25 protein-coding genes, 1 tRNA gene and 1 pseudogene are annotated in these 25,435 nt (G+C 44.6%); 8 read left to right on the forward strand and 19 right to left on the reverse strand.

Annotation, left to right across the window (positions count from 1 at the left end; all coding sequences use genetic code 11):
- Positions 1 to 22: 22 nt before the first annotated feature.
- The 5 genes from C558_RS0108025 to C558_RS0108045 all read right to left on the reverse strand — a co-directional run bounded on the left by C558_RS0108025 (position 23) and on the right by C558_RS0108045 (position 6,960).
- Positions 23 to 1,648 (reverse strand): response regulator, encoded by a 1,626-nt coding sequence (locus C558_RS0108025; protein ID WP_342662324.1) that lies wholly within the window; start codon positions 1,646 to 1,648, stop codon positions 23 to 25.
- Positions 1,645 to 3,384, reverse strand: a complete 1,740-nt coding sequence (locus C558_RS0108030; RefSeq protein WP_018755743.1) for a sensor histidine kinase — start codon at positions 3,382 to 3,384, stop codon at positions 1,645 to 1,647. Before C558_RS0108030 ends, C558_RS0108025 begins: the two co-directional genes overlap by 4 nt.
- A gap of 89 nt (positions 3,385 to 3,473) precedes the next feature.
- Complete coding sequence (locus C558_RS0108035) at positions 3,474 to 5,060, reverse strand: extracellular solute-binding protein (protein WP_018755744.1); 1,587 nt, start codon at positions 5,058 to 5,060, stop codon at positions 3,474 to 3,476.
- Positions 5,061 to 5,129: 69 nt separating this feature from the next.
- Positions 5,130 to 5,999, reverse strand: a complete 870-nt coding sequence (locus tag C558_RS0108040; protein ID WP_018755745.1) for a carbohydrate ABC transporter permease — start codon at positions 5,997 to 5,999, stop codon at positions 5,130 to 5,132.
- Between the two features lie 13 nt (positions 6,000 to 6,012).
- Positions 6,013 to 6,960, reverse strand: a complete 948-nt coding sequence (locus C558_RS0108045) for an ABC transporter permease (protein WP_018755746.1) — start codon at positions 6,958 to 6,960, stop codon at positions 6,013 to 6,015.
- Between the two features lie 271 nt (positions 6,961 to 7,231).
- Here C558_RS0108045 and C558_RS0108050 point away from each other — a divergent pair, with 271 nt between their 5' ends.
- Positions 7,232 to 8,338: a M42 family metallopeptidase gene (locus tag C558_RS0108050; protein ID WP_040674671.1), complete on the forward strand. Its 1,107-nt coding sequence runs from the start codon at positions 7,232 to 7,234 to the stop codon at positions 8,336 to 8,338.
- 307 nt (positions 8,339 to 8,645) lie between these two features.
- Here the strand turns inward: C558_RS0108050 and C558_RS0108055 are convergent, their stop codons facing one another.
- Positions 8,646 to 11,249: an adenosylcobalamin-dependent ribonucleoside-diphosphate reductase gene (locus tag C558_RS0108055; RefSeq protein WP_026263790.1), complete on the reverse strand. Its 2,604-nt coding sequence runs from the start codon at positions 11,247 to 11,249 to the stop codon at positions 8,646 to 8,648.
- 360 nt (positions 11,250 to 11,609) lie between these two features.
- Between C558_RS0108055 and C558_RS0108060 the strand changes: the two genes are divergently transcribed.
- The 3 genes from C558_RS0108060 (at position 11,610) to C558_RS0108070 (ending at position 15,348) form a co-directional block, all read left to right on the forward strand.
- Positions 11,610 to 13,361, forward strand: coding sequence for a DEAD/DEAH box helicase (locus tag C558_RS0108060; RefSeq protein WP_018755749.1), 1,752 nt, complete (start codon positions 11,610 to 11,612; stop codon positions 13,359 to 13,361).
- Positions 13,361 to 14,242 carry a YqhG family protein gene (locus tag C558_RS0108065; protein WP_018755750.1) on the forward strand — a complete coding sequence of 294 codons (882 nt, stop codon included), beginning with the start codon at positions 13,361 to 13,363 and terminating at the stop codon, positions 14,240 to 14,242. Before C558_RS0108060 ends, C558_RS0108065 begins: the two co-directional genes overlap by 1 nt.
- A gap of 143 nt (positions 14,243 to 14,385) precedes the next feature.
- Entirely contained in the window at positions 14,386 to 15,348 is a 963-nt protein-coding gene (locus C558_RS0108070; protein WP_018755751.1) for a hypothetical protein, read from the forward strand.
- Positions 15,349 to 15,384: 36 nt separating this feature from the next.
- On the opposite strand, the gene C558_RS30715 is transcribed toward C558_RS0108070, so the two are convergent.
- Positions 15,385 to 15,936 carry a ribonuclease FAU-1 family protein gene (locus C558_RS30715; RefSeq protein WP_245583780.1) on the reverse strand — a complete coding sequence of 184 codons (552 nt, stop codon included), beginning with the start codon at positions 15,934 to 15,936 and terminating at the stop codon, positions 15,385 to 15,387.
- Between the two features lie 58 nt (positions 15,937 to 15,994).
- Positions 15,995 to 16,213, reverse strand: coding sequence for a YqzE family protein (locus tag C558_RS0108080; RefSeq protein WP_018755753.1), 219 nt, complete (start codon positions 16,211 to 16,213; stop codon positions 15,995 to 15,997).
- A gap of 132 nt (positions 16,214 to 16,345) precedes the next feature.
- Here C558_RS0108080 and C558_RS0108085 point away from each other — a divergent pair, with 132 nt between their 5' ends.
- On the forward strand, positions 16,346 to 17,044 hold the full coding sequence (locus C558_RS0108085) for an N-acetylmuramoyl-L-alanine amidase family protein (protein WP_018755754.1): 699 nt from the start codon (positions 16,346 to 16,348) through the stop codon (positions 17,042 to 17,044).
- Here C558_RS0108085 and C558_RS0108090 read toward each other — a convergent pair.
- Together C558_RS0108090 and C558_RS0108095 are read right to left on the reverse strand one after the other, a co-directional pair.
- Positions 17,026 to 17,841 (reverse strand): divergent polysaccharide deacetylase family protein, encoded by an 816-nt coding sequence (locus tag C558_RS0108090; RefSeq protein ID WP_018755755.1) that lies wholly within the window; start codon positions 17,839 to 17,841, stop codon positions 17,026 to 17,028. The two genes, C558_RS0108085 and C558_RS0108090, sit on opposite strands and share 19 nt — an antisense overlap.
- Positions 17,842 to 17,994: 153 nt before the next feature.
- Positions 17,995 to 18,882 (reverse strand): LysR family transcriptional regulator, encoded by an 888-nt coding sequence (locus C558_RS0108095; RefSeq protein WP_018755756.1) that lies wholly within the window; start codon positions 18,880 to 18,882, stop codon positions 17,995 to 17,997.
- Positions 18,883 to 18,993: 111 nt separating this feature from the next.
- On the opposite strand from C558_RS0108095, the gene C558_RS0108100 reads away from it, so the two are divergent.
- A complete protein-coding gene (locus C558_RS0108100; RefSeq protein WP_018755757.1) occupies positions 18,994 to 20,379 on the forward strand; it encodes an MFS transporter in 1,386 nt (461 codons plus the stop codon).
- Between the two features lie 121 nt (positions 20,380 to 20,500).
- Here the strand turns inward: C558_RS0108100 and C558_RS0108105 are convergent.
- Positions 20,501 to 20,584 (reverse strand) — tRNA-Leu (locus tag C558_RS0108105).
- A gap of 258 nt (positions 20,585 to 20,842) precedes the next feature.
- On the opposite strand from C558_RS0108105, the gene C558_RS33685 reads away from it, so the two are divergent.
- Positions 20,843 to 20,986, forward strand: a complete 144-nt coding sequence (locus C558_RS33685) for a hypothetical protein (protein WP_018755758.1) — start codon at positions 20,843 to 20,845, stop codon at positions 20,984 to 20,986.
- On the forward strand, positions 20,964 to 21,146 hold the full coding sequence (locus C558_RS33690; protein WP_156826041.1) for a YhjD family protein: 183 nt from the start codon (positions 20,964 to 20,966) through the stop codon (positions 21,144 to 21,146). Before C558_RS33685 ends, C558_RS33690 begins: the two co-directional genes overlap by 23 nt.
- A gap of 116 nt (positions 21,147 to 21,262) precedes the next feature.
- Here C558_RS33690 and C558_RS0108115 read toward each other — a convergent pair whose 3' ends face one another.
- The 8 genes and pseudogenes from C558_RS0108115 to C558_RS0108145 form a co-directional block, all read right to left on the reverse strand.
- A complete protein-coding gene (locus tag C558_RS0108115; RefSeq protein WP_018755759.1) occupies positions 21,263 to 22,492 on the reverse strand; it encodes an extracellular solute-binding protein in 1,230 nt (409 codons plus the stop codon).
- A gap of 787 nt (positions 22,493 to 23,279) precedes the next feature.
- The gene (locus C558_RS35095; RefSeq protein WP_342662325.1) at positions 23,280 to 23,411 is read right to left on the reverse strand and encodes a hypothetical protein; all 132 of its coding nucleotides are present in this window, start codon (positions 23,409 to 23,411) and stop codon (positions 23,280 to 23,282) included.
- A 71-nt stretch (positions 23,412 to 23,482) separates the two neighbouring features.
- Positions 23,483 to 24,160: an N-acetylmuramoyl-L-alanine amidase gene (locus C558_RS0108130; protein WP_018755762.1), complete on the reverse strand. Its 678-nt coding sequence runs from the start codon at positions 24,158 to 24,160 to the stop codon at positions 23,483 to 23,485.
- A gap of 23 nt (positions 24,161 to 24,183) precedes the next feature.
- Positions 24,184 to 24,383, reverse strand: a pseudogene (locus tag C558_RS33055) (BhlA/UviB family holin-like peptide).
- The gene (locus tag C558_RS0108135) at positions 24,364 to 24,561 is read right to left on the reverse strand and encodes a hypothetical protein (protein WP_018755763.1); all 198 of its coding nucleotides are present in this window, start codon (positions 24,559 to 24,561) and stop codon (positions 24,364 to 24,366) included. The pseudogene C558_RS33055 and the gene C558_RS0108135 overlap by 20 nt, the downstream one beginning before the upstream one ends.
- Positions 24,504 to 24,734, reverse strand: coding sequence for a phage tail domain-containing protein (locus C558_RS35185; protein WP_425413918.1), 231 nt, complete (start codon positions 24,732 to 24,734; stop codon positions 24,504 to 24,506). The genes C558_RS0108135 and C558_RS35185 overlap by 58 nt, the downstream gene beginning before the upstream one ends.
- Complete coding sequence (locus tag C558_RS33695) at positions 24,731 to 24,904, reverse strand: phage tail family protein (RefSeq protein ID WP_018755764.1); 174 nt, start codon at positions 24,902 to 24,904, stop codon at positions 24,731 to 24,733. Before C558_RS33695 ends, C558_RS35185 begins: the two co-directional genes overlap by 4 nt.
- 277 nt (positions 24,905 to 25,181) lie before the next feature.
- The gene (locus tag C558_RS0108145) at positions 25,182 to 25,394 is read right to left on the reverse strand and encodes a DUF2614 family zinc ribbon-containing protein (protein ID WP_018755765.1); all 213 of its coding nucleotides are present in this window, start codon (positions 25,392 to 25,394) and stop codon (positions 25,182 to 25,184) included.
- Between the last annotated feature and the right edge of the window lie 41 nt (positions 25,395 to 25,435).

A 25,435-nucleotide genomic window follows, 5' to 3' on the forward strand; every position in this document is an offset into this window, starting at 1 on the left:
AAATTCATACAATTTTGCAATTTTATTTGGACTCGTACCGTGTCATTTTAATCCGATATTGCTTAGGCGTATCGCCCGTATATTCTTTAAACAATTTACAAAAATAACCTTCATTGACGATGCCCACTTCCTCGCACAATTCCAATAAAGAGTAATCTTGAACATTTAACAGCTCGAGCGCTAATTGAATTTTTTTACGGTTGATGTAGCTGATCACGCCTTCGTTCATTGTTTTTTTGAATAAGCTGCTAAAATACGATGGTGCTAAATTCACTTCCTCGGCAATCGCCTCGAGCGTTAATCGCTGTTTGAGGTTTTTCTCTATAAACTGCATGGCAAGCATGATTTCTGCACGATGTACAAGTTGGCCAGCGTGTACATATTCGAATGTGAAGTCAACAATATAGGCAAGCTGCTCCCGAAAAGTCATAAATTCGATCGGAAACTCTGCTACTTCCGTGGTCAACTTGTTCCCCGATTTAAACTTCAGCGTAATGTCTCTGTACAAGTCTCGAAGCATCGGTGCCATGATGGACTTTTGGATTTTATGGTCCGTAACAAATTGGTTCAAATCAGCAAATTCTTTCTCCAGCTCTTCTTTGGAAATATTCCTTTTCACCCAAGCAAGAAAATCAGCCAGTTTCTGCTGAACGTCCTCTTTTCTGTCATTATGGTATTGGAACCGATGCACGGGCGTTTTGAGTACTTTCTCGGTATGATAATAGAAATCGTCACTCACATTTTTAGCTTCCGTGTACGCTTGTTTGATAGATTCCCAGCCTCGGTGCGGACCTCCAAAAGCGACGGATACCCTTTGATTCAAATATTGATGCAAATGAGAGATGATCTGCCCCCCCAATGACTGGCAAGCATATTCTGTTTCCATATCACTGCGATTATTTTCCCAGGAAAGAAAGCCAATAAAACGATTATCAGATAGCTCCGCAGCTACACCTATGCCACCATTCATCACTGTTTCTTCGATAATATTCGTCATCGCATATTTCAAGATGTTTTGATCAGCGGCTGCATATTCGTTACGGAAACTTTCATACAAATTCATTTCAACAATGAAGCAGCAATAGTTGGCTTGAAAGAAATGGAACTGCATGCGATTGGCAAAATCCGATGCCCGATGAGAAGGAATTTCGCCTCTAATCAGCTCGTTAAAAAATTGCTTGCGGACTCTATATTTATTTTCAAGCACGGATACGTTTAATGATTGAAATTCCGCTTCTTTTTTCTTAACCTCATTTAAAATCCCGGCTGCCTTATCTAAAGCTCGATCCAAATCCGTTTCCCTGAGCGGAACCTTAACAATGTACTCCAATACGTTGGCTTGAATAGCTCTCTGGGCGTATTCAAAGGATGAATAGGCAGTCAAAAGAATGTATTGGGTATGGGGAAGCGCTGGCTTTAGCTGCTCAATCATGGAAATTCCATCCATTCGCGGCATAACGATATCAGATATCACGATATCTGGCTTAAGCTTTACGATCTCCTCGATCCCATCCAGCCCATTATTCGCTTTTCCCACTAAAAGAAATCGCCTATCCCTAAGGGAGAGATCGTTAAAGAACAATTCCAATCTCTGAATGATTAGATCTTCATCATCCACAATGAAGCAGGTGTAGTTTCTCACCATCATGCATCTCCTTTATACAAGCCTGCTGGGAATAAAGCGCGAACTCGGGTTATTTCCTTAGGTATGCTTATGATTTGAAGCCCGAACTGTTCTCCGTAATGAAGTCTAATTCGACCATGAATATTATTTAACCCGATTCTTTTCCTTTTCACTTCCACATCACTCGGTTCTGATTCTAAAATACGCTTTATTTTATCCGCTGGGATTCCCTCGCCTTGATCAACGACTTCGATGATGACGATGCCGCCCTCTCTATACGCATGAATCGTAATAGGGCCTTCGATCCCCCCTCCGTTATAACCATGGAAGATACTATTCTCCACAAGGGGCTGCAGCAGCATTCGAAAAACCGGAAAATCTAGTAACCCTGCTTCGATTTGTTCAATCAATAGGAAGTTTCGGTTATAGCGGATGTTCTGGATCTCGATATAGTCCGATACATTTCGCAATTCCTGATGAAGTGAAACCTTCTCCGAAGCGTCATCAATCCCGTATTCCAATAATGAAATGAGAGACCCGATCACCACATCAACTTTCTCTATCTGTCCGAGGCGTATAACATTGCTGATCGAACCAAGCGTGTTATACAGAAAATGAGGATTTATTTGAGACTGCAGCACTTGGATTTCCAGCTTTCGCTCAAGTTCATTATGAAGCTCCGCTCGCCGAATCAGTTCCACAATTTGCTGCAGCATACGATCGAAGGCTCGGGAAAGATCACCAAACTCATCGTTTCGGTTAATTGTTATAGTCGTTGTGAGGAAGCCTTGCTCCACCCGCTTCATTTTTGTTTTGAGCGCATAGAGTGGGTTCCTTATATATTTGGCAATAAAAAAAGAAATGAACAAACTTAAGAGAAGACCTGCAGCTAGAAGCTCGAAATAATAGGTTTCTAATCTGGACAAAGCAGCTTTCATGCGTGATTCATCGTTGATCGAGATGATGGTCCAGTTGAATTTCTCCATCGGTTTTTTCAGAAGGGTGACCGGAATGCCATCCTTGGTATGCAGTTGAAAGCTTGTTTCTGTCGTATCTAGAATTTGTTCCGCTGACGTTTCCCCGATTGAAAACGTATGATCTTGATTATTCAGTGGTCCTTTATTTTCAGAAAATCCGGCAATGATTTGACCCGATGCGGTGATCAGAGCCAGATTCATTTGTTCTTGTTTATTAATCTTGAACAAGGTTTCTTCAATAGCATTTAGATCCAAATCTACTGCAATGGCCATAGGAAACGGAGCGCCGTTCAGATATCGAACCATCGTAACTGTCCAGCCGGAATACTTAGATTTGTAAGGATCACTGACAAATGTAGTCCTTCTGTTCTTGTCAGCCGCATCAAACAAAGGTTCTCTCTCCGATAAAGGTTCATCGAATATTCGGGTAGGTGTACTTCCGCCTAGAATGGATAAATCGCTTTTGATCAAATAAATATTACTGACGTAATTACTGTTGAGTTCATAGAGCTCTCTTAATTGCTTTTTAATCACTTCCGGATTGTCGATGTTGGCCTTTACCGATGTTTCGACCGAGAATAGGATCGTCTGGAATGAAGAAAAATTAACCGTGAAATACTGATCAACCTTGTCAAGTATTTGGTTGGTGTAAAAAATATCATTGGTTCTTATTTCCTTTTGGACATAACGATAAGACAATTGGCTGATCAAGACGATGCAGCTTAACACAAACGCAAACACGATAAAAAATAATTTTAAAGGCAAGCTGATTCTTCTTCGCATCCATCATCTTCCTTTTAATTCCGTATTAAACTAAGAATAGCATATGACAATAAAGAGAGAGGCTATAATAGCCACTCTCTTCGCTTATTTTACTTGATGATGCCTGCTTCTTTAAATTGCTTGATGGCTGTTTCCTTATAGGTCTGCATGTCAAACTTCGTATCCAACGTTTGGAGGAAATTGTCCCAGTTGGAAAGTGGTTCTTTGCCCGTCATAAATTTGACTAAGCTTTCATTAATGTAACGTGTGCGATCAGCTGCCAAGGTATCGCTGGGGTCTGCGGTCAATAAATTTCCGGGCAACGTTGGCCCCACATATTGCTGATTATTCGTGAAAGCTTCTGTTGTCTTCGGATTCTGGAAGCTGAAGTACTCCGCATCATCACCACGGCGCGGCATTCTATAATGATCGACCCATAGATACTTTTCCTTCATTTCCTTCGATAATTCGGAGGTTTTATTTTTGATCTTGCCGTCTACCACATCCCAATGAATCCCTTTAATTCCGTATGCAAAATACGGATAGGCTTCTTTGTCCGTAAAGAGATAATTCAGCATGGACAAAATCCGAATGATTTTGTCCTTATCCGCTTTCGCGGATATGGCCCATGAATTGCCTTGGAACGATTTTCGCTCTACAATTTGATCACCGTAAGGACCTTTCATTGGAGGAATGACGATCCATTCCGGCACCTCTCCACTGATTTCTTTCATTTTCTGTTGATAATCCGGTTCCAGCCTACGGGCATCTCTTATCATGAAGCCAACTTTACCCTTAAACAACTTTTGGTCCAACAAATCAGGCGTATTCATCGTCACCCAGTCGGGGTCTACCACATTGGCTTCCATCATTTTATGAATGTAAGCAAGTGCTTCTTTCATTTTGGGATCGATAAATAGGAATATCGGTTGATTATCTTTCACTTCAATAGCTGAGGGAGGATTGACGCCGAACATCCACATCAAGCTATCGAAACCGTAGGTTTGCAGATTACCTTCTTTATTCATACCGCCGATGAATCCGTACGTATCGTTCTTGCCATTACCGTCCGGGTCTTTTTCTGTAAAGGCTTTCATAACTTCGAACAGCTCATCAGGTGTCGTTGGCACTTTCATATTCAGCTTTGTCAGCCAATCATTGCGGATGAAGAAGCTTCGACTCATACCGTTTACATTATCATAACCTGGGACTCCAATCGTTTTTCCTTGGTAGGACATCGCCTCCCAGGAATCACTACTAAAACGCTTCTGCAATTCAGGGAATTGAGCAAGATATGGTGTCAAATCCGCAAGTACGCCTTGGTCATAATATTGCGCGAGATCAGCCCGACTCTTCAAGAAGATCAAATCCGGAATATCCCCGCCTGCAATGAGCGTATTCAGTTTGGTTGTTGATTGCCCAGCTTGAGGAATCATCATATCCAAGTCGATGTCCAATTCTTTTTCTAACATTTGGCGTTGAATATCTTCTTCACGTGGCGGTATCGGAGCGGCAGCATTGAAAGTACCTTGGTTAAACATCGTGATTTTCATTTTGTTCGCAGACTTACTAGCCTCGGATTGAGAACTGTTCGAAGCTGTCGGTTTAACTTCTTCTTGGTCCCCACATCCTGCCAATAGCGTTCCCAGCCCAACAATAGCAGTCAGAACAAGTAATGAAATCTTTTTACGTTGCATATTGACCTCTCCTTTAGCTTGTATATATATTATCACGGTGTCCCGTAACAACCTAGATAAGAATTGCCTTTAACCTTTAATTGATCCTAGGAGCACACCCTTCGTAAAATGCTTCTGCATGAAGGGATATACGATCAAAATCGGAACCGTCGTCACGACGACAGCGGCCATTTGCACAGCGAACTGGCTAACCGCACCGGAATTGGCCATCGAATCCGCGCTTTGTGTTGCGACGTTAAGCAGTATGTTGCGCAAGACAACTTGAAGCGGCATTAAGCTCGAATCATTTAAGTACACAATCGCATCGAAATAACTGTTCCAATGGCCCACGGCGTAAAATAAGGAAATGGTGGCAAGGACAGGCATGGAAAGGGGTAAAATGATCCTCCACAGCGACTGAAGTTCACTTGCACCGTCGACTCTCGATGATTCCTCGATTTCAGCAGGCAATTGCTCGAAAAAGCCTTTAATGATCACCAGATTAAATGCACTAATCAGATGCGGAATAATCAATACCCAAGGACTATTTAGAAGTCCCATCGAGCGGACTAACAAATAAGTCGGAATTAACCCCCCACTGAACATCATGGTAAACACAATGAATATTAGAAACGGACTGCGTCCCGGCAAATATTTTTTGGATAACGGGTACGCCGCGAGTACCGTAAAAAGCACATTTAACGCCGTACCTACAATCGTCCGAAACAACGTAATTTTATACGCCTGCCCTATCCCATGAGAAATGAATACTTCTTTATAGGCTGCAAAGGTAAAGGTTTCCGGTAGAATAACAATCCCTCTTCTTAACACTTCTGATTCTGGTGTTACCGAAACAGCAACCACATATAAAAAGGGAAGTAAGCAAAGCAGTGATAGTAGAATAAGAATCGTATAAACGGCTGCTTGCCATACCTTTTCCCCGATCGTCAACTTAATCATAGCTCATACCACCTCACCAAATTTGCCCATCGAATTTTTTGGCGATCTTATTCGCTGCCAACACTAAAATAAATCCGATGACAGCTTTAAACAATCCTACTGCAGTAGCCAAGCCAATCTTAAGACGCTCCAGCCCTTCACGGTATACCCATGTGTCGATAATATCGATCTTCTCCTGGTTAAAACTGTTGGCAAACATGAATATTTGGTCAAAACCAGCGTCCAAGATGTGGCTCAATTTAAGAATCAGCATCAGAATGATGACGCCTCGAATGCCGGGTAATGTGACATGCCATAGCTGTCTCCATTTGGAAGCGCCATCCATTCTAGCCGCTTCATATAAGCTTGGATCAATACCCGCTAATGCAGCAAGGTACAGTATCGCACCCCAACCAATGTCCTTCCATATTTCAGATGAGATGACCAGCAGTCTTCCCCAAGCAGGTTCCGTTAGGAAGGAGATGGGTTGAACACCACTTTCCTTCAGAATCATATTAAAAAGGCCATCTCCTGGGGCTAATAATGCCACCATCAGTCCATAAACGATGACCCATGACAGAAAATGGGGCAAATACGTGATCGTTTGTACGATTTTCTTGAACCATTGGGTATAAACTTCATTGAGAAGCAAAGCGAGTACGATGGGTGCGGAGAAACCGAACAATAGCTTATACAGCGATATAATAATCGTATTTCTCATGATGTCCCAGAAATAAACGCCGTTAATAAAATCCGTAAAATTTTTCAACCCCACCCATGGGCTATCCCATAGTCCCAACGCCAGGTTATAGTTTTTAAAAGCAATGATGATTCCCGCCATCGGAATGTATTTGAATATGGCAAAGTAAAGTAATGCCGGGAACAATAGAATATACATCACTTTATACTTTTGTATCGTTCTTATCCATGAATTCCGCTTTTTGGAGCGGGGAATGGCGTCCGCTGCCAATCTCGCTTGCATATCCTCACCTCGTCTCTATTTATAGTTGTATAATAGCACCCCCCTATTGGATAAATTTCTGTAATTTCAAGAATTTCTTATAAGATATTAAGTAAGTACAGCCTTGTATAATTCCAATACAATAGGCATGAAAAATCGGACAGAGTGAGCGCAACCGTTTCTAGGTGCCGAGGTAAGACAGAAAATTGGGACTGTGTGCAGCGAATAAGATGATCGTTTTCCAGTTAATGACATGATCTGTATCGTCATATATAATAGATTGATAGTCAAAATGAATGGAGGAGGAATATCCTTGGACTCTACCTTACAAATGTTAAAAGCCCTAACCGACGCCAACGGCGTACCAGGACACGAAGACGAAGTGCGCGACGTTATGCGGGAGCACATTGCCCCTTACGCTGATGAAGTGACGGTTGATCATCTCGGCAGCTTGATCGCCAAAAAAACGGGCACGGCCCCGGACGGCCCTAAAATTATGGTAGCCGGACATTTGGATGAAATCGGTTTCATGGTGACGCGGATCGATGACAAAGGCTTCCTATACTTTCAAGCGCTCGGCGGCTGGTGGGAGCAAGTGATGCAAGCGCAGCGGGTGACCGTCATGACGCGCAAGGGGAACATTCCCGGCGTGATCGGCTCGAAACCGCCGCATATTTTATCGCCGGAAGCCCGCAAAAATCCCGTTGACAAAAAAGAGATGTTCATCGATATCGGCGCGGAAAGCAAAGAGCAAGCTACGGAGTTCGGCGTTCGCCCGGGTGACTCCATCGTACCGGTTTGCGAATTTACCGTGATGAAAAATGAAAAACTGCTGATGGCCAAAGCATGGGATAACCGCATCGGCTGTGCCATCGCGATCGATGTGCTGAAGCAATTGAAAGACGCTGAGCATCCGAATACCATTTATGGTGTCGGCACTGTTCAAGAGGAAGTCGGCTTACGCGGAGCGAAAACGGCCACAAATATCATTCAACCAGATATCGGTTTCTCGGTTGACGTTGCGACCGCCGGCGATACGCCAGGTGTGAGCGAGAAGGACGCCTTAGGCAAACTGGGCAAAGGGCCGCAAATTCTCATTTTTGACGGATCGATGATCTCGCATCGCCGTCTACGCAACTTCGTTACCGACACAGCGGATGAGCTCGACATTCCTTATCAATTCGACTATACCGCAGGAGGCGGCACCGATGCGGGCGCCATTCACGTGACAGCCGGCGGCGTACCGTCGCTTGCGATTTGTATTCCAACGCGATATATTCACTCGCATGCGGCGATTCTCCACCGCGAAGATTTCGAAAATGCCGTGAAGCTAATCAGCGAAGTAATCAAACGATTGGATAAAAACAAAGTGAAGGAACTTACATTCGGCCAAGGGTAAAAAGCGACTACACGCCGTTTTCCCTAATTGGTGCCACGTACGATCGAAGAATTGAACTATCGTTCTCCTGAGAGGGAGAGTATTTTCATGAATCCAGAGATCGGTCTGGAATTCAGTTCCTAGAGGAAAAGGGGAACGTTTAGTCAGAAAATGAAAAAATTGCAATACTAAAAATAACGAGGTGCGGTGGTCATTCATAGACCAACCGCACCTCGTTTTTACTAAAGCGTGTGTCACGCAGAAGAACGCGAATTAATTTAATTAATTTAATTATTAATTTTGATGGAAAAGGTATATTAACCCTCTCTTACCCGCAACGACTATACCCGCAATTCGAGCATGTCTTGCATCCTTCAACATTAATCAGTGAAGCGGAACCGCAAGATGTACATAAGTCCCGTGATGTGTATGCACTCTCATCATGGCTATGTCCCGCATGTGCATTGGCCTCAGACTCCTCAACCGCAATCGTCGCTGCGATTGGCGCGATATCGGATGATGCCGCCAGCTCATTGCTCTCAATATGCGCTTCGAGCGCTTTGGCTACAGCATCCGCGATGGACTCTACGCGATTAACGCCAAACCCTATCGCACCGGAACCGCCTATACCTTTCAAGTGCTTGATAAGGAGTGCTTCCTTCTGACCATGGTCCCCGTAACGCAAGAACAAGGAACATACACGGCCGAGTGCTTCCGCCATGGCGAAGACATCCGATCCTGCTTTACCCACGTTCAAGAAGATTTCGCTCGGAATTCCTTCATTATCGTTAATCGTAATATAAGCCATACCAAATGGTGTGTTAATCTTGTACGTTGCGCCACGCAATACTTGCGGACGGCTCTTGTACTGCTTGTCGAACACTTGTCTTGTGTTCGCATCGACATTCACAGGAAGCGACTTATCGAGGGTCTGAATTGCACCCTTCTCTTCATTCGTCGCAGCTGCTTCTTCTTGGACCACAGCTTCTTTCTTCTCTTCCTTCTTCTCTGTCTGAAGGACCTGCACATCGCGGCTGCCGTCGCGGTAGATGGTTACCCCTTTGCAACCAAGATCAAAGGCAAGTTCATAAAGACGCTTCGTATCTTCAACCGTGAAGTCCGAAGGACAGTTCGCCGTCTTCGAGATCGAGCTGTCCACCCAACGCTGAATCGCAGCTTGGGAACGAATATGATCTTCGGCTGACAAGCTCATTGCCGTTACGAAATATGTTGGCAACTCTTCACCTGGATGCGTATCGATCCATTCTTGTGCAATCGGAACGAACTGCTCGTCGAAGCCTAGACGGCTCTGACGGTAGAATTTGAACGCAAAGTAAGGCTCAATCCCCGTCGATGTCCCTACCATGGTACCTGTACTTCCTGTCGGCGCTTGCGTAATCACCGTCACGTTACGCATGCCGTGCTTCTCAATCGCCGCACCTACTTCTGGATACACGTCGACGATATTTTTCATAAATCCGCTCTGCATGAACGGTTCAAGCTCAAATGCCTTGAAGGAACCTTTCTCGCCTGCAATCTCCGCTGATGCGAGGTAAGATTCTTTGGCGATAAAGCCATATAATTTATCCAAGAATTCTAACGATTCTGGACTTCCATAACGAATTTGGAGCTTGATCATCAGCTCTGCGAGTCCCATCGTTCCGAGACCTACGCGGCGTTCCTTCTGCTGATTCTCTTTATTTTCTTCGAAATGATACGGCGTCTTATCAATGACATTATCCAAGAAACGTACCGAATAACGCGTTACTCGGCCTAGCTCTGCCCAATCGACATCATGATTCGCTTCATCATAGAATTTCGAGAGATTCATAGCGGACAAGTTACATACGCCCCAACCTGGAAGACCTTGCTCACCGCATGGATTCGTGCAAATGATCGGGTTGAAATACCAGCTGTTCGACATCTGATTGTAATATTCCATGAAAACGACGCCAGGTTCAGCCGATTTCCAAGCGGATTCCATAATCGTATGCCATACGTCGCGAGCACGTACAGTATTGTAGTGGATGACATTCTTGCCTAGCTTCTTCCACTTGTCCATATCTCCGTCCCAGATTTCGTCGTACTCTGGATCCGAAGTATCAGGGAATACAAGATCCCACGTTAGATCTTTCTTCACGGCTTCCATGAAGCCGTTGCTCACACAGACTGACAAATTCGCATTCGTCACTTGACCCATCGTCTGCTTAACAGTAATGAAATCCATGAGGTCCGGATGCCAGTCATTGATCATCAGCATCAGCGCGCCGCGACGGCTACCTCCTTGCTCGATCAAACCTGTCGTGTAGCTGAACAATCCGCCCCACGATACCGCACCGCTCGACGATCCATTCACACCGCGAACAATCGCTCGACGCGGACGTAGCGAGGATAAGTTAATGCCGACACCGCCGCCGCGTGCCATAATCTCGGTCATTTCGGACAATGTCGCCATTATTCCGCCACGGCTGTCTTTCGGTGAAGGAATAACGTAGCAGTTGAACAACGTCAACTCTTCACTTGCACCTGCACCGGCAGCAATCCGTCCACCCGGCACCAATTTCCAATCATCTAATATATATCTGAAGTTTTCCGTCCATTGTTTTTGTAATTCTGGAGTTTTCTCCACCGATGCCATTGCCGCTGCCAGACGATCCCACATTTCCTCAGGCGTCTTCTCAACCGTTAGAGTCAGCTTCTCAACCGTCGATTCGACCACTTCACCGCTGCGTGTTCTCACGGTAACAGAACGGCCTTCGCGCTTGATGACTTCCCCTACTTCTTTAGCTGGAAATTTCGGATCATCCTTGGTCAATACGAGCACGATATCTCCGACCTTCGTCTCGTTCGTGTCTGCATTTTTCCATGCATAACGATCCAAAAATATTTTCTCACTTAATCCTTCCAACCGCTGCTTATGCGTCGTATTCAACAAAAACAACCTCCTCTAGCATATTAACAACCAATAAACCTATGATTTCCCGCACAAAAACGCATATTTATTGTATGTAAAGTTTACAATATATTGTGTGCGTTTATCATTATACTATACCACATATTGTACTTTCTAATGGTGTGATGTGGAATTAATGCCAAGAATCCGCAGCATGTCCCATCTAGCTTCTTTTTTCTCTATCACACGCTTTATTTCTAGACTTGCAATTCTAAATCCTTCTACTTGGAGAATATTGCAAGCGAGTTATGAACCCGCCCTTTTTCGTCCATACTAACCAGAACAGTTCACTATTTTTTTATCATTATCCGCACATCATCAAGAAGGAGCTAATCCATCATGTCCATAAATTCTGCAACGACTTCACGTTCCAAACAACCCTCCGCTCCGATTGATTTCGATCGTACGTGGTTCTCGGAATTAGAAGAACGCACAGCGAAGAACGGCCCCTGGGATGACTTTACGTTGTTCGCTCTTAACTATGAAGCGGAACAATCTCAGGTCGTCTCCACCTTCGATGAGCTTCAGTGCCTCACGCAATTGAACAACCTGAGTCCTCTACCGCACCAGATTGAGACAGCTACGAAGGTCTTACACGAAATGCGCGGACGAGCCATTCTCGCAGATGAGGTGGGACTCGGCAAGACGATTGAGGCGGGGCTCATTCTCAAAGAATATCTCGTTCGCGGCCTAGCACGCAAAGTGCTCATTCTCGTGCCTGCGTCTCTCGTCCTGCAATGGGTTCGCGAGCTGAACCAGAAATTCGGCATCGCTGCCGTTGCACAGAAAAAAGAATATACGTGGCACTATGATGTTGTCGTCGCCTCAATGGATACAGCCAAACGCGATCCGCACAAAGACCTGCTCCTGCAGAACGAATACGACATGCTGATTATTGATGAAGCCCATAAATTGAAGAACAAGAAAACAACCAACTACCAGTTCATTACCCAACTGCGCAAAAAATATTGCCTGCTCCTGACGGCCACGCCCATTCAGAATGATCTTAGCGAGCTCTATAATCTCATAACGCTATTGAAGCCTGGTCAACTGGGCGGTGTCAGTGATTTTGCTGCAAATTTCATTGTCGATAAGCGACTGCCGAAGAATGAAGATCAGCTGCAGAGCGAGCTCTCCAAAGTGATGATTCGCAATCGTCGCAGCGACGGGAATATCGGATTCACCAAACGATTCGTCAAAAATGTGCCGCTGACGCTCTCCGATGAAGAAATGGCATTGTACAACGGGGTTACGGCCTTCGTCAAAGATCGCTATAACGAGCTGAACGGCGATATGAGCAGCATGCTCTCCCTCGTAACTCTGCAGCGTGAAGTATGCAGCAGCCGCGATGCGGTATTCCTAACCTTGATCAATCTATCGAAGAAAATGCCGGAAGATTCTCCTATCCATGCGAAGATCTGGGAACTCGTAAATATGATTCGACAGATCAAGGCGAATACCAAGGCCGAGAAAGCGCTCGAATTGATTGAGGAAATGAACGACAAAGTGATTATTTTCACCGAATACCGGCAAACCCAGGATTATCTCCTGAACTTCTTCCGCAGCAAAAATATGGTGGCTGTCCCCTATCGCGGCGGGATGAACCGCGGGAAGAAGGACTGGATGATGGATTTATTCCGCAACCGTGCGCAAGTGATGATTGCAACGGAAGCTGGCGGCGAAGGAATTAACCTACAATTCTGCCATAACATGATCAATTTTGATCTCCCTTGGAACCCGATGCGCGTGGAACAACGGATTGGCCGTGTTCACCGTCTAGGACAAATGAATGATGTCAAAATCTATAACCTGTCCACCTCTGGAACGATCGAAGAACATATTATCAACCTGCTCCACGAAAAAATCAATTTGTTTGAATTGGTCATTGGTCAGCTGGATGTCATCCTCGAACGGATGGAGAAGCAGGACTCTCTCGAGAAAAGGCTCTATAAGATGATGTTAGAGTCGAAATCAGATGAGGATATTCGCGCGAACGTAGAGTCGATCGGCAAATCATTTCAAGACATTGCTAAAACGGTTGCCGATAATGAGCCTTACATTCAGGATGCACCCCAAGAGGAGGCACAATAATGGTGATGAGCGCCAAGCAAGTCCAGCAATTTGTTCTTCGCTATTTGGATGCGACGAACTGCCATTTGATCGAGAAATCTCCGGGACATGTCATCGTCAAGTTATCGCCTCAGGCGGACCGTGAGCTTACCAATCGCCCTTATTACTGGGGGTTCGTCGATCGAACAGGGACAGAACCGGAGACGATGAAATTTTGTTTTATTTTCGATAAAGACAAAATGCCTCCGCTACCGCCAGATCCTCCTCCAGGACCTGGATATATCGCCCATCGATTACTGAAGGAAGAAGTCACCTACGGCAGTCGGCGATTGGATCAATTCTTTCAAGCGGCGAAGGCGGGGGGTTCTTATGTTAATCTATTTGAACTGCCCAATGCAGAGCAGAAATCGTCGAACTTCTCAACGCCCTATGAGCAATGGCTTGGCGTGAATATGAAGATTGAATTTGCCTGCGATATGAAGCGAGAAGAGATCCATGCGCTAGGCATATCTATGGTTACGGGAGACATTATCGAGCAGTTCTGCGACAACATGTTGACTCGCAAAATGTCACCGCGGCTCCCAGCTAATGTTCATGTACTGCGAAGTGCCCTAACCTTAACCAAAGCGAGAAATCAACTCGAAAGTTATATCGAGAAAAAAATCAGAACCTATGATGATGAATGGGCGGTCGAAGCAAAAATCCGATTCGATGACGAAATCGCGCGGATTGACAGCTACTATGAAGGGCTGCTCAAGACGGAAGATGATGAAATAAAGAAATCTGTAGAAGAACAATATGCGAATCGCAAACAAGAACTGACATGGCAATACGAACCGCGTATCCGAATATCCGTCATGAATTGCGGATTCTTTCATTTGAGGTCGGTGGCAAAGCAATAACAGACGAATCTCGCTAAAACATCGCAAAAATAGAACGCGTACAGACACGGCATCGCCGACACGTTCTAACACCCTTTTTCAGGCTTGTCCGCTACAATAAGGAACATAAGATCATAAAAATGATGCAAGTAGGTGATGCGCTTATGCAACCATCGCGATTCATTCGCATACTCTTGTCAACTTGTGCTATTGCTATACTGCTATATAGCGCGATATTTACGACTATTTCGCCAGTTATCGCTGCTTCCGCTTCAGAATTGACACAATCAGCTGAAACAGACACAATAACATCCCCTGCCATCGATCAACAAATGATCATTCAGCACGTTGAAGGCTGGATTCAAGATTTATCCCAGCATGCACCTTTCACCGTCTGGAAAGGAGCGGAATATGAGATCTCTCCTCTCGGACCTGGCCTGCACAGTTGGCTCGTGCAATTGACGAAGAAGGAGAAAGAACTCGGTTATCTGATCGTCAGCGCAACGGAGACGCAGCAGCTAACATTGTCCGAATACGGCGTTGGTCCTAGCCCGCTCTTCAGCACGAATACGCTGTACCTCTCTTTGGTGCAGCACGGCATTATTCCTTCATCGATCAAACGCAATCAGCTTTTTACAACGGATACCTTGCATATCAAACGTTATTATCTCCACCCCATGCTTGCCGTATGGCGCGTCGAACCACAGGATCAGCCTGCTGCTTATTACAATGCCAAGACAGGAGAGCAGCTCTTAATCACGGACCAAGAATGGGACCAGCAGAAGAAGACATTTACGCAAGGATCACCGCTCGAAGCTGGAATGCAAGAAGTGATCATGCCTAACAAGAGCGCTCAGCCGATACCCACCTTCGACCCGTTCGAACGGATCAATTGGTTAACCCATGCGCCCTTAGAAATTAAAACGGCTGCTCATTTGTCCACAAAGCTGGATCAGAAGGCGAAAATCACGTATGTGTCGAACTGGTACCAAGATTCCTACATGATCCCACTGGCTGTCTCTGGTTATCAGACCTGGCGAAACGTTACCTATATTATGGTTCATGATGAAGGAGCGAGATGGATTCCTTTCCAATCTCTTGCCGCCTTCGGGAAATTCTATAAGTGATGGATGAGAAGAGTCCCTTCATTGGGGCTCTTTCGTTTACTTGGCAGCCATCATGACCGATAGCCGCATCGCATCCCGCTTCCATCGACCTAACCATGCCGTACCTGCGTCTTCAATCGCCTGCTGCAAGTCATGCAAGGTCTTGTAAGCCAGCTTCCATTGCACCGACGTAATTACAGCCTGTTCCTTTGCTTCCTCCAGTTCCTCTACATCCAGTACAAATCGTTCACCAGAAGGCAGTATCACAAGATCTAAGAACAAATCATCAAAATAAGGCACCCCGTCAGCCGTTACCCCGCTTCCCGCAAGAATGTCTACATAATGATGGACGAGCGCGCCTTGCGGATCAATGACCGTCGTTACTGCATAGTTCGCGTTGCTCGGAAAATATTGAAGCCACACATATTGATCGTCTACAAGCAAATACCTGTGATGTACTGCTGGCTGATACCATATCGGGTCTTGAACATCATCAAATTGAACTTGTGTGACATATCCTTTAAAATCCTCTTCCTCCACAAACATCTGACGGTAAGTCACCTGAAGATCTCGGTTCCAATCCGATAAATCCGCAATTTTGCGTTTCATTTTCACAATTCTTCCCCCCTCACCTCATTTCATTATACAAAAAAAGAAGCGCCTGCCTTCAACCTTTCGATGAAGGAGGTGCTTCTTCGTGTACGCGACTTACCTTATATATCCCTTGAGCCCATTTCAGAATACTATACGGGACGTATCCGAACCATCGCAATACCCATGGCTCACGCGTTTGTCGATTTTGCTTACGGACATCTTTAGGGGTCTCCATATAGACAACAACACGTTCCGTAATATACTTGACGAGCTCTTCGCCTTTTTTGGCCATTGTACATAACCTCCTCGCTTGATTCCTTACTCTTAGCATGCTCCATTGGTACAAAAAATAAACTTAGCGCATCATTTCTTTCATTTTGCGCATCCTATTCAGGAAGCTTTTTCAAGGAGGATTTAATGCAGCATGAAACAAATGAGAACATTCCATCGCCTTCTTCTTACAAGTATCCTTATCTTTATTAGCTGTCATACCTGGAGTTCATCAGTCGCTGCGGAACCTGCATCGATGAACGAAGTATTCACCCATCCCGTCATTGTGATTGACGTTGGTCACGGCGGAATTGATGGCGGAACAAGTCATGAGAATATTCTTGAGAAGAACATTAATCTAGAAATCGGAACACGCTTGTATTTAATACTTCAGAAGCATGGTATTCATGCCGTTCTGAATCGCACAGGCGACTATGCACTTAGTGAAGATAACCATTGGTTGAACAATAAATCCAGACATCGCAGAGACCTTGCACAACGCAGACAATTGACGGAAGAAATTCCAACCGAAATGCTCGTCAGTCTACACGTCAATTGGAACAAAAATCGCAGCCGTCGTGGGCCCGTTGTCCTGTATAAAGAAGAAGGCCGTAGTATCATGCTCGCGAACATTATTCAAAATGCGCTTAACAAACACTACGGCACCCATATGGAAATGCAAAGTGGTAAACCCTTCTATTTGCTGCGTCGAGTAAACCAACCTGCTGTGATTATTGAGACCGGATTTATCAGCAACAGCGAGGATCGCCGCATGTTATGCGACCCGAAGGAACAGACCGCAATCGCAAGCACCATTGCAGGTGCATTACAATACTACTTATCGCTCTTGTGAGCTTTGGCGAATTCAGCCACTCTTACGAACTGGAACATCGACTTCATCTTCGGCAGTGAACCGGCAAGGATCGATGCCGTCGTCACACCGCCCGTACCGACATGGCCAATGACAATGCATTGGTCATGATTCTGCATGAACGCCTCGACTTTACGAACCTGACCTGAGATATGCTTCACTGTAATGCTATCATCCAGGAACATCTGGTTCTCAGCAATCGGGACACCCAGTTCTCTGGCAATTCGTGGCGCAACCGTATGATAATTGGTATGACTGTCGAGGAAGAACAACCCCCGTTCCTTGCAGACTTGCAGCACAACGCGCATAACGCGCTCGTCTCCAGTGACTTTGGAGCCCATATGATTATTCATTCCGATGGCATGTGGGACTTCTTGAATGGCCGCTTCCAACCGTTTACGGATCTCTTGATCCGACATAGATGTCATGATCGCCCCTGGCCCCAGCCAACTGGCCCTTCCAGATTTTGGCTCCATCGGCATATGAACAATGACATCATGCCCCAATTTATACGCCATCTCTGCATCTTGCTTGGTCGTTGGCAAGAACGGCATGACTGCTACCGTGAAAGAGATCGGCAGCTTGAGCATTTGCTCTGTTCCTTTCATATTGTTCCCGAAGTCGTCAATGACAAGTGCAATTTTCTTCTGCTGCAGCGCTTGACTTACGGGATCGGGATTTCTTGTAGCGGTTGCCACTTGGGGAACACCTTGCATTAAGCCCATGGCAATCACCATCAAGCAGGCAAACAGACGCGTTTTATATCCTCTACATTTCATAATGCTCCCTCCAATTTCAAAACTGAATACCTTCATTTTTTGATGGAACCGTCCAAAGTATGCAGGGCAAACAAGCTTCTCCAATACTTGGCTTAAGAACAGCAAAAACACTCCAGCCATTTCCGGAGTGTTCGGTAAAGTGGTGCAACTTGATTAGATTGTCTGTTTGGATATCGCCCCAAAATAGTCTAACACGACCTCACGGAATTCCAGAGCAGCCCGCGATATGTATCGGCTTTTATGCCATATTAATGCGATCTCTCGCACCAACTCGTGATCTTCAACTTGGAGATATGTGACATGTTCCCGTGAATTCCTTGCCGTGCTTGGCATGAAAGCTATGCCAATTTCTGCTTCTACAAGCGTACTTAGCCTTGCAGGTTCATCTCCCTCATACACATATCTAGGTACAAACCCCACCGATTTGCATACAGCATCCACTAAATCGCGAGTACCATAGCCTCTCTTTACACCGACAAAACACTCATCCCTTAGTTCAATCAAGGATATGCTGCTTCGGTCTGCCAGCCGATGCCCCTTGGGAACAGCTACAAGGATGGGGTCATTGAACACGATTTGACATTCAATGTCATCCCCTTGTATAGGAGGTGAGGACAAGCAGAAATCGACCTCTCCTCGATGAAGAAGCGTAACCATTTCCTGCGTGGTCAGCATTTGCACATGAAATTGGATATGGGGCCGCTTTTTCCGAAACTCTCGAAGGATATTGGGTAACGTGCTTGCGGCGGTCACCGCCAATTCGAGTGTACCATGTTCCGGGCTGGATAAATTTCTAATCTCCTGCTTCCCCTGTTCCAATTCAAACAATGCCCTTTCTGCACGGCGAAGGAAGCTGCTTCCGAACTCATTCAGTCGCAGCTTCCTCCCTATTCGATCGAATAGAGGTACCCCTAAATCCTCCTCCAAACGTTGAATCGTTTTGCTTAGTGATGATTGCGTAACGTGCAAACTTCGTGCTGCTTCGGTCACATGTTCCACTCGAGCGACCTCGATAAAATATTGCAGTTGAAGAAGCTCCATTTCGCACCCTCCATTCATTCCTTTGAATCAATGAAATCATAACATAGAATGCATTGGAATAAATAACCGATTTCAAGTACGATGACATCAATACACTGGAGGGGGCCAAAAATGAATGTTCACAGCAGGTGGTTGATGATTTCCGTTGGCCTTGGGATACTGTTGAACCCTTTAAATTCTTCAATGGTTTCAGTTGCTATTCCAAGGCTGCAAAATGTGTTCCAACTTGACTTTACCGTTGTTTCCTGGATTATTTTTTCTTTCTACATTGCGAGTAGCATCGCTCAACCTGTCATGGGAAAGGCCAGCGATTTATTCGGTCGCAGGAGGATATTTCTTACCGGGCTTGTTGTAGCCTTCGTTGCATCATTATTAGCTCCACTATCACCAAACTTTGGGTGGCTCATCGTGTTCCGCGTTGTGCAATCCATCGGAACAAGCATGATGGTTGCCGTTGGCATGGCCATTGTGCGAATTCATATTATGGAGAACCAAGCGACTGCACTATCGGTTTTGTCCATATTCCTATCTGGAGCGGCAGCCATTGGACCCTTTATTGGCGGGGTCATCATTCACTGGTGGGGCTGGCCTGCTATTTTCTTTGTCAATATTCCGTTCGTGGTGGTGAGCTTTCTATTAGCTTGGAGGAATATTCCTAAAGATGAACCATCCACATCCGTTGCACAGGGCATGTCCTTTCGTAAATGGGTGGATTTGATAGATGCATCAGGGATCCTGCTATTCACAGTGGGTCTGGTTGTCCTGCTCGCTTCATTACTGTCAGCAAAATCATCTGGGCATGTCTCAGTTGGGCATGTCATTGTCGGGTTGATAGGCCTCGTGGTGCTTGTGGCTTTCGTACGACATGAGTTAAAAGCGAAGTCACCCTTTATTCCTTTGCGCACATTCGCCAAATATCCTGCGATGACTTGGGTCAATGTCGAATTCATGCTCGTTAACGTACTTTTTTATTCGCTCTTTTTCGGGCTTCCGTCCTACTTGCAAATGGTACGTCATGTCAGCGAGTTCCATACAGGGATTCTCATGCTAAGCTTAGGCTTGTGCTCACTCATCACGTCTCCAATAGCAGGCCGATGGATCGATAAATCAGGACCCAGGCCAGCATTGCTCATGTCTGGAATACTGATGACATTCGGGTCAGTGTGGATCGTGACCTTGAATCAAACTTCGCCGGTTATCAGTGTATGTCTGGCGTTAGCTGCATTCGGTATTAGCAACGGGTTGAACAATGTCGGTATGCAAGCGGCCTTATTTCAAAGTTCTCCAAAAGAAATGATCGGTGTAGCATCCGGAATATTTAATACATCAAGATACCTGGGAACCATTCTCTCTTCATTGTTGATAGGCATCGTAATGGGAGGCAACTTCAGCTTCGAAGGATTTCGGGTGCTTGGGATGATCCTCACGGGCATTGCATTGTCCTTGGTATTCATGAGTAGGCGTCGCCGGGAATCAGGGCAGTTGGGAGAGTCGTAACAGCTCGAAGAATTTTTGTCGGCCCAAGAGATAAGCAATACGCTTCAAATCTCGACAATAAAAAACGGGTCTTTAAATTACTCATTCGTAATTTAAAGACCCGTTTAATTGATTTAGATGATGCGGTCAAGAGGACTCGAACCTCCACGATATTGCTACCACACGGACCTGAACCGTGCGCGTCTGCCAATTCCGCCATGACCGCATATATGATGTAGTATTTCGCGATTTCACACCGCGTAATATTCGAAGTTCCGCGTAAGACTTTTTCGGACGGCTGACGAAAGGCTAACGATAGGTTATCGTCAATCTTTTCCGTCGACCGCGCTTTATTTTAGCCGTGCGCGCCTCCAACTACGTGAGATTTATAATACCACGCCAATTTATGGACGTCAATATGTTGCAAATTTCTTTAATCAGCGTTATTACAAGAATGTACGTTCATTTTTTAGGAGGTATCTACATGCGATCTGATCCGTATGTCGACGTAATTCAATGCGGCATGCAGCGGGCGACAACTGTGCTGGCGGAGGTTCGGCGTTCGGCGAGATTTGTGCAATCGCGGAATCAAAGTTTACGATGTAGTGCGTACGGCAATAGGGATTGAAGCGAAGTATCAATTTCGCGGCTATCACGGTAACTTTTCGATGCTATGGTCGCTAGTGCAGGCGGACGTTTCGGTGCGGATGTGTGCGTACATGGGGCTGGATATATCGGAGTTCGTACGTCATGATTTAGAGGAACATGAGCGGGAGATTATACATTGAAATAAGAAAATGCGCCCTCTATCGGTATTGACGCTTGAAGCGTCGTTAATGCAATAGAGGCGCTGTGATGTACAATAAACCACCGAAAAATAAACGATAAATACTACTACTTTGAACTATTTAGCCAACGATTCTTTAAGCTCTAGTTTACTTTGCTTAATGATATTCTCATATGCCTCATCGACTGTTTTTTTACCATCAATCGCATTTTGTGCTTCAGTGTTAATACTCACATAATGTTCCCTACCAAAACCTACTCCCTTTTTAAGAGACGACTTTATAGGTTTTAATTTATAAAACGCACTTACGTCTATACCAAGACCACTTTCTGTCATCAAACCAGGTCTTGATAAAATGTCACTACTCAATGTTCTGGATTGTAACTTCGCTACTTCTTCACTGTTAATATAGCTTATGAATTTCCACGCTTCACTTAAATGAATAGTATTCTTAGTTATACTAAATATATGATCTACGGATACTCGGTCTGAATATTCGTTATTATTAGGATTAATAGGATAAGTCACTATCCCCCACTGGAATGGTTTGAAATTTTTATTAAACTCTTTTTCACTTTTCATTGTCTTTATATATTGAGAAGAATTTAATTGCATAGCTACACGACCTTGTATGAATAAATCCTCTGGTTGCTCATCAAGTACCCCTGGTTGAACAGCGCCCGCTCTGTACGCCTCAACTGCATTAACAAAAATTTTCTTCCATTCACTCGTCCCTAAAGCTGATTCTTTCTTATCTATTTGTTGCAAACCAGACGTAACCCCAATTGAGTTAAACAATCCATAGAATCCAAATAATGAATTCATCGAGAAGCCATATATTTTATTACCCTTATTATCTGAATTTGGGAACCTTTTTGCTAAATCAAGGATTTCAGTCCATGACATTTTATCCGTAGGTAAAGGTATTTTAAATTCTTCAAATAATTCCCTATTAAAATATAATGCGTCCGTACTGAAATCCGGAGACAATCCATATAACTGACCATCGTTTTGTTTCAAAATTTCTATAACACCGGGGAAATAATTATCAATATCAAAATCATTTTGTTTCATCAATACATCCAAGCTATAAAGGAACCCTTTCTCAATTAGGTGATTATACATCACTAAATTCAAATCTAGTATATCAGGGCTACTCTCTGATAACATTTTCTCGTATTTTTCTGGATTATAAATATCCTCTGGTCTTATCTCTACTGGTTCTAATGTAATGTTAGGATATTTCATCATAAATAAATTTCCGTATTTTTCTAAAAAATAATCGGTGAATACGTTGCTACTTTTAATATCTGTTTTTCTACATCCCCTCCCTTTTCTTTTGTACATCCTAGCATCGTGCTAATTAACACAATAGTCATACAAATCAATAAGGTATTAGATAATTTATTTTTCAATTTTCCACCTCGTATTTTTATTGGAATTTTTACAGATACTCCAAGTTTATTGAACACTTGTCAAACACCAAGTTGTATGTATACATGTCCCCCCCTATTTTGATATTTAGCACTATAATTTTACATTAAAAACACATAATAGTCGCCATAATTTTTCCTTAATAAGTAAATTAATTCAATTATTTATGATAATTTAGTTAATTATAACATTTAGTGCTAATTATTCAAAAATGCGTATTGTTTTATTATGGAAAATATGTAATATTAATCAATGTAATTAAAATACTATTTTATGAGGTGTTTACAATGAAATCTATCCAACGCATTCTAGCAACTTCCGTCCTTTCCCTCTCATTACTAGCCGGAGCCTCTACTCTCTAGCCGCCCCTGCACCAGTTTCTGGAGATTCAGAACAATCTAATGTTGTGCAGCCCCTTAGTCAGAAAAAATGGATTTCTAATTACACGGTTAATTTTTATAACGAGCCGATTGCAAATCCATATTTCTACGCTAAAGACGGTTTTTACGGTAATCTAACACTAGTGAAGCCTATTGATCTTGGTAATGGCGGCTGGCAGGGTGTTTATGAAGGTTGGGTCACAAAAGATATCAATTTAAAAACAGAATAAGTATAAAATAAGAGCGTTTCCATAAGGCCAATCAATCTAGCTGATTGGTCTTTCTTTTAACCTTTCATTATCGTTCCGCGTTTTGTTGCGTTATTCTGTTTTACTTTGTTCCCTTGCTTTGTCCACCGCAGCCTCTGCGAGAATATACGCCACGACCGCACCAACCACGCAAATAATTCCAGTAATCTGCGTCACCGTTTCCGCGCCTGCACCGCCGGCCACCAATACGCTAGTGCCGAGCGCCGCCACCAACGCCCAAAACTTCCGACTCGCCAATTTACGTTTCCAGTCACTTATACCGCCTCTTTCGTCGTAATATTTACCGTCTTCGTCGTCGCATCCCATGCTATATTCATGCCAAGAGCTTCCGCCACCAACCGGATCGGCACTTTCCTAATGCCCGCCTCCACTCCGCCGACTCCGACCTTCTTACCGTTAACGTTTATCCTGACCTCTTCCGTCAATTTGACGTCCTCCTTCTGGTTCAACTTAGCATCTACACTCGTAATAAACGCTTTCCACCCAATCCACCTGCCGCCATCGTACATAAAACGCGGACATATCTTACCGGACCAATCGAAGTGGCGACGTAGTCGATCCGTCCCCCAGCTACGTTCCTTTAGCATCTTGGCGACTAGTTCCGCAGCGTTGTCTAGCGTCTTCGCGTAGTTGCCGCTATTGCAGATTTCGATTCCTATTGATGTTCGGTTTCCGGAATTATTACCGCTACCATCGCCGGCATGCCACGCGTTTTCGTTAAGTGGACATTCGATTGCCTGGCGTTCGTCCACCGCGATGTGGAACGATGCTTGGCGGGGATTTGTCGGATTAGTTAACCAGTCGCGTTCGTTGCGTGCCGTCGAACTCGGATTTCCCGTATTATTAATCGTGATCGTCGTCGCCGTCATTTTGTACGCGGGTCTCCGTTTACAGGCAGTTCCATGAGATATGTGTAAAACAACGTATTCCATACTTCATTCCTCCGTTTATTGTCTTATTTATCGTTGGGCATTCGTTCTTTCAAGCCTCGGATCTCCGAAATGATTACGTCGTATTTTTCGGAGAACTTATCGAGCAACGACTGAAGGCGGCCTTCACGTTCACGTTTCGCTTTCATTACGAGATCAGAAGCCAAACAAAAAGAGCCGCGAACGGCCCTTGCGTTAGAAAATACTTAAGTACGTCCATCTCCAATATCGATTGTCTCCTCCGTTTCTGCCGCGGTTTCGTCGCGCTCAATCTCCGCGTGAGCAAGCGCAATTTGATCGTCAAGTGCACGAAGAATATCCGCTTGTTTACCTTTATGCATGGCGGCTACTGCGGATATAACCGCGGATAGCTCCGGAATTGGATCGATACGTTGACCATGCAACTGCCTACCTGCCCATCTAGCGCAAGCGTTCCGTTATTGACAACGCGATAGATGCGGTTGGGCAAGTCCGAAAACTCTAACGAAATCTCCTTCCGATTGCCGTTAAAAAGCCGCGCCAGCCTCGTTAGAGCTACGTGAAACTGAGCCGGTGATGCTTCGATATACAACGTCAAGTCAATGCGTCGCGGATATCGTATGTTGAGCCGAATGATAGCTCGCCGTCTTGTCCCGCAATCTTCACAGTCGAATCGCTAACTTCCGGTAAAATAGGAAGACGCCGCTCAAAAAGAGCAGCGCCTAACGTTGATACCCAAATTCCGTTAATCTTTACATCGTAGTTCAAGACGCCTTCACCCCCGTAGACCGCAGCCTTGTCGCCACTCGTTCGCGCTCGGAATATTACGTCTCAATGTCCGCACGATCTTTGAGAACGACGTCGCTGACCGACATGTCGATATGGTTCACAATCTGCGAAGCTGGCTGAAACGAAGAAAGGGCACAATCGTTATTCGAGTATAGTGGCCCTTTAATTGCTATAAAAATGCACCCCCTAGAATTACATCGGATTAACCTAAGGGTTTTTCTAATGTTTATTCTAAGGGGTGCACTTCAAAGGTGCTTTAAGCAACTTTTATTTGACCATCAGATGTTTTAACGATCCTTTTTCTGCATTTTGTGCATTTGAAGCTCCCACCGATTAACTTGAAATTATTCCCACATACTGGGCAATCTACCGCTTCTGCTGCTTTCCATCTTTTATTTCCCATAGTAATCCCAATAAGGACTGCTATTGCAGATATAATAAAAATAATAAAAATGATCAATTTAAGCATATGGTTCACCTCTACTTTTTCATCATTTTACCACATAGAGG

The sequence above is a fragment of the Paenibacillus terrigena DSM 21567 genome, assembly GCF_000374845.1.
Lineage (GTDB): Bacteria > Bacillota > Bacilli > Paenibacillales > Paenibacillaceae > Paenibacillus_K > Paenibacillus_K terrigena.

Coding starts and splice junctions, on each gene's coding strand:
- C558_RS0108025 (WP_342662324.1), bottom strand. CDS start 1,648: ATGATGGTGAGAAACTACACCTGCTTCATTGTGGATGATGAAGATCTA.
- C558_RS0108030 (WP_018755743.1), bottom strand. CDS start 3,384: ATGCGAAGAAGAATCAGCTTGCCTTTAAAATTATTTTTTATCGTGTTT.
- C558_RS0108035 (WP_018755744.1), bottom strand. CDS start 5,060: ATGCAACGTAAAAAGATTTCATTACTTGTTCTGACTGCTATTGTTGGG.
- C558_RS0108040 (WP_018755745.1), bottom strand. CDS start 5,999: ATGATTAAGTTGACGATCGGGGAAAAGGTATGGCAAGCAGCCGTTTAT.
- C558_RS0108045 (WP_018755746.1), bottom strand. CDS start 6,960: ATGCAAGCGAGATTGGCAGCGGACGCCATTCCCCGCTCCAAAAAGCGG.
- C558_RS0108050 (WP_040674671.1), top strand. CDS start 7,232: ATGAATGGAGGAGGAATATCCTTGGACTCTACCTTACAAATGTTAAAA.
- C558_RS0108060 (WP_018755749.1), top strand. CDS start 11,610: ATGTCCATAAATTCTGCAACGACTTCACGTTCCAAACAACCCTCCGCT.
- C558_RS0108065 (WP_018755750.1), top strand. CDS start 13,361: ATGGTGATGAGCGCCAAGCAAGTCCAGCAATTTGTTCTTCGCTATTTG.
- C558_RS0108070 (WP_018755751.1), top strand. CDS start 14,386: ATGCAACCATCGCGATTCATTCGCATACTCTTGTCAACTTGTGCTATT.
- C558_RS30715 (WP_245583780.1), bottom strand. CDS start 15,936: ATGAAACGCAAAATTGCGGATTTATCGGATTGGAACCGAGATCTTCAG.
- C558_RS0108080 (WP_018755753.1), bottom strand. CDS start 16,213: ATGGCCAAAAAAGGCGAAGAGCTCGTCAAGTATATTACGGAACGTGTT.
- C558_RS0108085 (WP_018755754.1), top strand. CDS start 16,346: ATGAAACAAATGAGAACATTCCATCGCCTTCTTCTTACAAGTATCCTT.
- C558_RS0108090 (WP_018755755.1), bottom strand. CDS start 17,841: ATGAAATGTAGAGGATATAAAACGCGTCTGTTTGCCTGCTTGATGGTG.
- C558_RS0108095 (WP_018755756.1), bottom strand. CDS start 18,882: ATGGAGCTTCTTCAACTGCAATATTTTATCGAGGTCGCTCGAGTGGAA.
- C558_RS0108100 (WP_018755757.1), top strand. CDS start 18,994: ATGAATGTTCACAGCAGGTGGTTGATGATTTCCGTTGGCCTTGGGATA.
- C558_RS33685 (WP_018755758.1), top strand. CDS start 20,843: ATGCGATCTGATCCGTATGTCGACGTAATTCAATGCGGCATGCAGCGG.
- C558_RS0108115 (WP_018755759.1), bottom strand. CDS start 22,492: ATGTACAAAAGAAAAGGGAGGGGATGTAGAAAAACAGATATTAAAAGT.
- C558_RS0108130 (WP_018755762.1), bottom strand. CDS start 24,160: ATGGAATACGTTGTTTTACACATATCTCATGGAACTGCCTGTAAACGG.
- C558_RS0108145 (WP_018755765.1), bottom strand. CDS start 25,394: ATGCTTAAATTGATCATTTTTATTATTTTTATTATATCTGCAATAGCA.